This is a genomic window from Thauera phenylacetica B4P (assembly GCF_000310225.1).
In the GTDB taxonomy this organism is placed as follows: domain Bacteria; phylum Pseudomonadota; class Gammaproteobacteria; order Burkholderiales; family Rhodocyclaceae; genus Thauera; species Thauera phenylacetica.
In genome coordinates this window covers 1-4,796 of sequence record NZ_AMXF01000275.1, presented here as the reverse complement: position 1 = coordinate 4,796, position 4,796 = coordinate 1, and the positions used below count along the sequence as shown (strand labels likewise).

The following is a 4,796-nucleotide window of genomic DNA, read 5'->3' as shown; positions in this document are numbered from 1 at the left end:
TGCGCGGGCGCCTGCCCGGGCAGGCCCGCAGGGGCGCTCGTCGCCTGGTCCGCGACGGGCTCTGCAGCCGACTCCGGGAGCGCCGCGGCCGATTCGGGGAGCGCCGCGGCCGATTCCGGCAGCGCCGCAGCTTCGGCCCGCGTCCCGGGCTCAACGGCGGCAGGGAGCACCTCGCCCGCCACGCTCGCCTCGGCGGTCGCCGTGTCGGCACGCGCCTCCTCGAACGCCGGGGTCTCCACCGGCGGCTCGACGGGCGCTTGCGCGCCGGCGAGGTCTTCGGCCGGGACCTCGGCTGCGGCCTGCTCCTCGGCCGCCTGCTCGACGGGCTTGGATTCGTCGACGGACTTGCCGAACTTCTTCTTCAGGAAACCAAACATGAAACGCTCGGGTCAGAGGGGACGTTTTGCGTCGGCGCGCGCGCCCCGGCAAGCATGGGCGCGCACCGCCGATCACGCTAAGATGCGGCTCCCCGGCACAGGCTGCGTCATGCGCAGCGGGCCTCGCGGAGTGCCGCGGATTCTAACAGATGCAGGACAAGTCCATGTTTCGCCACTCCCTCGCCGGCCGCCCCGGAAATCGCCTCGCGCGCAGCCTCCTCCTCGGCGCGACCCTCGCCTTCGCGCTCGCTCCGCCCGCCCTCGCCAACCCCTTCGAGACCACGCTCGCCAACGGCATGAAGCTGATCGTCAAGGAGGACCGCCGCGCGCCCTCGGTGGTGCACATGGTGTGGTACCGCGCCGGCGCGATGGACGAGCCGGACGGCGTCTCGGGCGTCGCCCACGTGCTCGAGCACATGATGTTCAAGGGCACGCAGGAGGTCGGCCCGGGCGAGTTCAACCGCCGCGTCGCCGCGGTCGGCGGGCGCGACAACGCCTTCACCGGCAAGGACTACACCGCCTACTTCCAGCAGGTGCCGCCGGCCCAGCTGCCGGCGATGATGGCGCTCGAGGCCGACCGCATGAAGAACCTCGTGCTCACCGACGAGGAGTTCGCGCGCGAGATCGAGGTGGTCAAGGAGGAACGCCGCCTTCGCACCGACGACCAGCCGCGCGCGCTGGTGTTCGAGCAGCTCATGGCCACCGCCTACCAGGCCCACCCCTACCGCCGCCCCGTGATCGGCTGGATGCCCGACCTCGAGGCCATGCAGCCGGAGGATGCGCGCGCTTGGTACCGGCGCTGGTACGCGCCGAACAACGCCTACCTGGTGGTGGTGGGCGACGTGGACCACCGCGCGGTGTTCCGCGACGCCGAGCAGACCTACGGCGCCCTCCCCGCCGCCGAGCTGCCCGCGCGCCGCATCTCGCCCGAACCGGCGCAGCGCGGCCCGCGCTCGGCGGTGGTGAAGGCCCCCGCCGAGCTGCCCTACCTCGCCATGAGCTGGCACGTGCCCGCGCTGCGCGACCCCGCGGGCGACCGCGAGGCCTACGCGCTCGACGTGCTCGCCGCGGTGCTCGACGGCTACGACGGCGCCCGCCTCACCCGCAGGCTGGTGCGCGACCAGCGCATCGCGGTCAGCGTCGGCGCCAGCTACGACACCGGCAACCGCGGCCCGGCGCTGTTCCACCTGCACGGCGTCCCCGCCGCCGGCACCAGCCCGGAGGCCCTCGCCGAGGCCTTGCGCGCCGAGGTGCGCCGCATCGCCGACGAAGGCATCAGCGCCGCAGAGCTCGCGCGCGTCAAGACGCAGGCGATCGCCACGCAGGTGTACAAGCGCGACTCGCTGATGGGCCAGGCGATGGAGATCGGCTACCTCGAATCCGCAGGGCTGTCCTGGCGCGACGAGCAACGACTCCTGGAAGGCCTGCGCGCGGTGACCGCGGAGGAGGTGCAGGCGGTGGCGAAACGCCACTTCGACGACACCAGCCTCAACACCGCCCGCCTCGACCCGCAGCCGCTCGCCGCAAAACGCCCGCGCTCGCCCTTCGCCGCCCCGCGCCACTGATGGCGCCGCCAGGAAGCCCCGTAGCCATGACCGTATCGTCCCTGCCCCTCTCCAGATTCTCCGGCCCGCTGTCCGGCCTGCTGCGCGTCGCCACGCTCGTCCTCGGCGCCGGCGCGGCAGCCGGCGCGATCGCCGCCCCCGCGATCGTCGAATGGACCGCCCCCACCGGCGCGCGGGTGCACTTCGTCGAGAGCCGCGCGCTGCCGATGGTCGACATCCAGGTCTCCTTCGCCGCCGGCGGTGCGCTCGACCCCGAGGGCAAGGCCGGCCTGGCGAGCATGACCCAGGCCCTGCTCGACGCCGGCGCCGGCGGCCTCGACGAGCAGACCATCGCCGACCGCAAGGCCGACCTCGGCGTCGCCGTTTCCGGCGGCACCGACAACGACCGCGCCAGCCTGGCGCTGCGCAGCCTGTCCTCCGCGGCCGAGCTCGACGCCGCGGTCGAGCTGGCCGCGACCCTGCTCGCCCGCCCCGACTTTCCCGCCGACGTGCTCGAGCGCGAGCGCAGCCGCGCGATCGCCGGCCTGCGCGAGGCGCTGACCAAGCCCGCCACGCTCGCCGCCCGCCAGTTCAACGCCGCGCTCTACGCCGGCCACCCGTATGGCCACGACAGCACGCCCGAGTCGCTCGCCGCGATCGGACGCGAGGATCTCATCGACTTCCACCGCCTTCACTACGGCGCCAGGCGCGCCGCGGTGGCGATCGTGGGCGATGTGGACCGCGCCGCCGCCGAGCGCATCGCGATCCGCCTCACCGCGGACCTGCCCGCGACGGAGGCCGCCGCCCCGCTGCCCGCACCGGCGCCGACCACGGCGCAGGTCTTCCGCATCCCGCACCCCTCGGCGCAGGCTCACATCCTCGTCGGCCAGCCCGGCATGGCGCGCGAGGACGCCGACTACTTCCCGCTGCTGGTGGGTAACTACGTGCTCGGCGGTGGTGGCTTCGTGTCGCGGCTGACCGCCGAGGTGCGCGAGAAGCGCGGCTTCGCCTACAGCGTGTACAGCGCGCTGTCGCCGCAGCAGGTCGCCGGCCCCTTCCAGATCGGTCTGCAGACACGCGGCGGCCAGGCCGAGGAGGCGCTCGCGGTGGTGCACGCGACGCTCGCGGGCTTCCTCGCCGACGGCCCCAGCGCCGAGGAGCTGCAGGCCGCCAAGGACAACCTGGTCAATGGCTTCGGCCTGCGCCTGGACTCCAACGCCAAGCTGCTCGACTACGTGTCGATGATCGGCTTCTACCGCCTCCCGCTCGACTGGCTCGAGCGCTACCCGCAGCAGGTCGCCGCGGTCGACGTGGACGCGGTGCGCGAGGCCTGGCAGCGCCGCATCCGCCCGGAGCAGCTCGTCACCGTGATCGCCGGCGGCGACGGCGACCGCCCCGCCGCCGCGGAGGCCGCTTCCGCCGCTGCCCCCGCGGAAGCCGTGCAGTGAGCCGGGTCCGCATCGTCGGCGGACAGTGGCGCTCGCGCCTGCTCGACGTGACCGCGGTGCCCGGACTGCGCCCGACGCCCGACCGCGTGCGCGAGACGCTGTTCAACTGGCTGAGCCAGGACCTCGACGGCCAGGCCTGCGTGGACCTCTTCGCCGGCACCGGCATCCTCGGCTTCGAGGCCGCCTCGCGCGGCGCCGCCAGCGTGCTGATGGTCGAGCGCGACGCACGCGCGCTCGACGCGCTGCACAAGGCCGCAAAGACCCTACAGGCGGCGCAAGTAGAGATCGTGCGCGGCGATGCGGTAAGATTCGCGCAAACGACGCCGCGCAGTTTCGACGGCGTGTTCCTCGACCCGCCCTACAAGCAGGGCTGGCTCGAGCAGGTGTCGCCCTGGCTGGACCGGCTGGTCCGTCCCGACGGGTGGCTCTATGTCGAATCCGAAGCCGCCGTGGACAGCCTCGGCGCATGGCGCACGGTCAAGCAGGGCCGTGCCGGGCAGGTCCATTTCCATCTCATGCGCAGGAGCGAGGAATGAAGGAAGCGATCGCGGTCTATCCGGGCACCTTCGACCCGTTCACCCGCGGCCACGAGGACCTCGTGCGGCGCGCCTCGATCCTGTTCGAGAAGGTGGTCGTGGCGGTCGCGCGCAGCAACAGCAAGAACCCGATCTTCGGGCTGGAGGAGCGGGTCGACATCGCCCGCGACGCCGTGTCGGCCTTCCCCAACGTCGAAGTGGTCGGCTTCGACATCCTGCTGATGGAGTTCCTCAAGCAGCAGGACGCGCGCGTGATCATCCGCGGGCTGCGCGCGGTATCCGACTTCGAATACGAATTCCAGATGGCGGGGATGAACCGCAAGCTCTATCCGGACGTCGAGACGGTGTTCCTGACGCCCGGCGAGGAGTTTATGTTCATCTCCGCCACGATGGTGCGGGAGATCGCCCGCCTCGGCGGCGACGTGAGCAAGTTCGTGCAGCCCAGGGTGCTCGCACGGCTGCAGGAAAGACTCAAATCAAAGTAAACGCAAGGAAGCGAAGACCATGGCTCTGATGATTACCGACGAATGCATCAACTGCGACGTCTGCGAACCGGAGTGCCCCAACGGCGCCATCTACCAGGGCGAAGAGATCTATGAGATCGACCCCAACAAGTGCACCGAGTGCGTCGGCCACTTCGACGAGCCGCAGTGCCAGCAGGTGTGCCCGGTCGACTGTATCCCGCTCGACCCCAAGCACGAGGAGACCAAGGATCAGCTGATGGCCAAGTTCCTCAAGCTGACCGGCAAGGCCTGATCGCAGCCGGCGGGAGCCCGTCCCGCCGGACGGAACGACGGGGGCGGCCATCGGCGCGCCCCCGTCCGCATTTCGACTGCGCGCCAGCGCGGCGCGCACGAGCCCGCGCCGCTCAGGCGGCCGCGCGCACGCCCA

5 protein-coding genes and 1 pseudogene are annotated in these 4,796 nt (G+C 72.0%); 5 read left to right on the top strand and 1 reads right to left on the bottom strand.

What is annotated here, in order from left to right:
- Positions 1-377: pseudogene (locus C667_RS20270) on the bottom strand (signal recognition particle-docking protein FtsY); the annotation flags it as partial.
- A gap of 149 nt (positions 378-526) precedes the next feature.
- On the opposite strand from C667_RS20270, the gene C667_RS20265 reads away from it, so the two are divergent.
- The 5 genes from C667_RS20265 to C667_RS20245 are packed head-to-tail and all read left to right on the top strand — an operon-like array spanning position 527 to position 4,661.
- Positions 527-1,942, top strand: a complete 1,416-nt coding sequence (locus C667_RS20265) for a M16 family metallopeptidase (protein ID WP_004379889.1) — start codon at positions 527-529, stop codon at positions 1,940-1,942.
- Positions 1,943-1,968: 26 nt separating this feature from the next.
- Positions 1,969-3,369, top strand: coding sequence for a M16 family metallopeptidase (locus tag C667_RS20260; RefSeq protein ID WP_004379887.1), 1,401 nt, complete (start codon positions 1,969-1,971; stop codon positions 3,367-3,369).
- Positions 3,366-3,905, top strand: a complete 540-nt coding sequence (rsmD, locus tag C667_RS20255; RefSeq protein ID WP_004379884.1) for a 16S rRNA (guanine(966)-N(2))-methyltransferase RsmD — start codon at positions 3,366-3,368, stop codon at positions 3,903-3,905. Before C667_RS20260 ends, rsmD begins: the two co-directional genes overlap by 4 nt.
- Positions 3,902-4,390 (top strand): pantetheine-phosphate adenylyltransferase, encoded by a 489-nt coding sequence (coaD, locus tag C667_RS20250; RefSeq protein WP_004379882.1) that lies wholly within the window; start codon positions 3,902-3,904, stop codon positions 4,388-4,390. Before rsmD ends, coaD begins: the two co-directional genes overlap by 4 nt.
- 19 nt (positions 4,391-4,409) lie before the next feature.
- Positions 4,410-4,661: a YfhL family 4Fe-4S dicluster ferredoxin gene (locus tag C667_RS20245; protein WP_004379880.1), complete on the top strand. Its 252-nt coding sequence runs from the start codon at positions 4,410-4,412 to the stop codon at positions 4,659-4,661.
- Positions 4,662-4,796 lie beyond the last annotated feature (135 nt).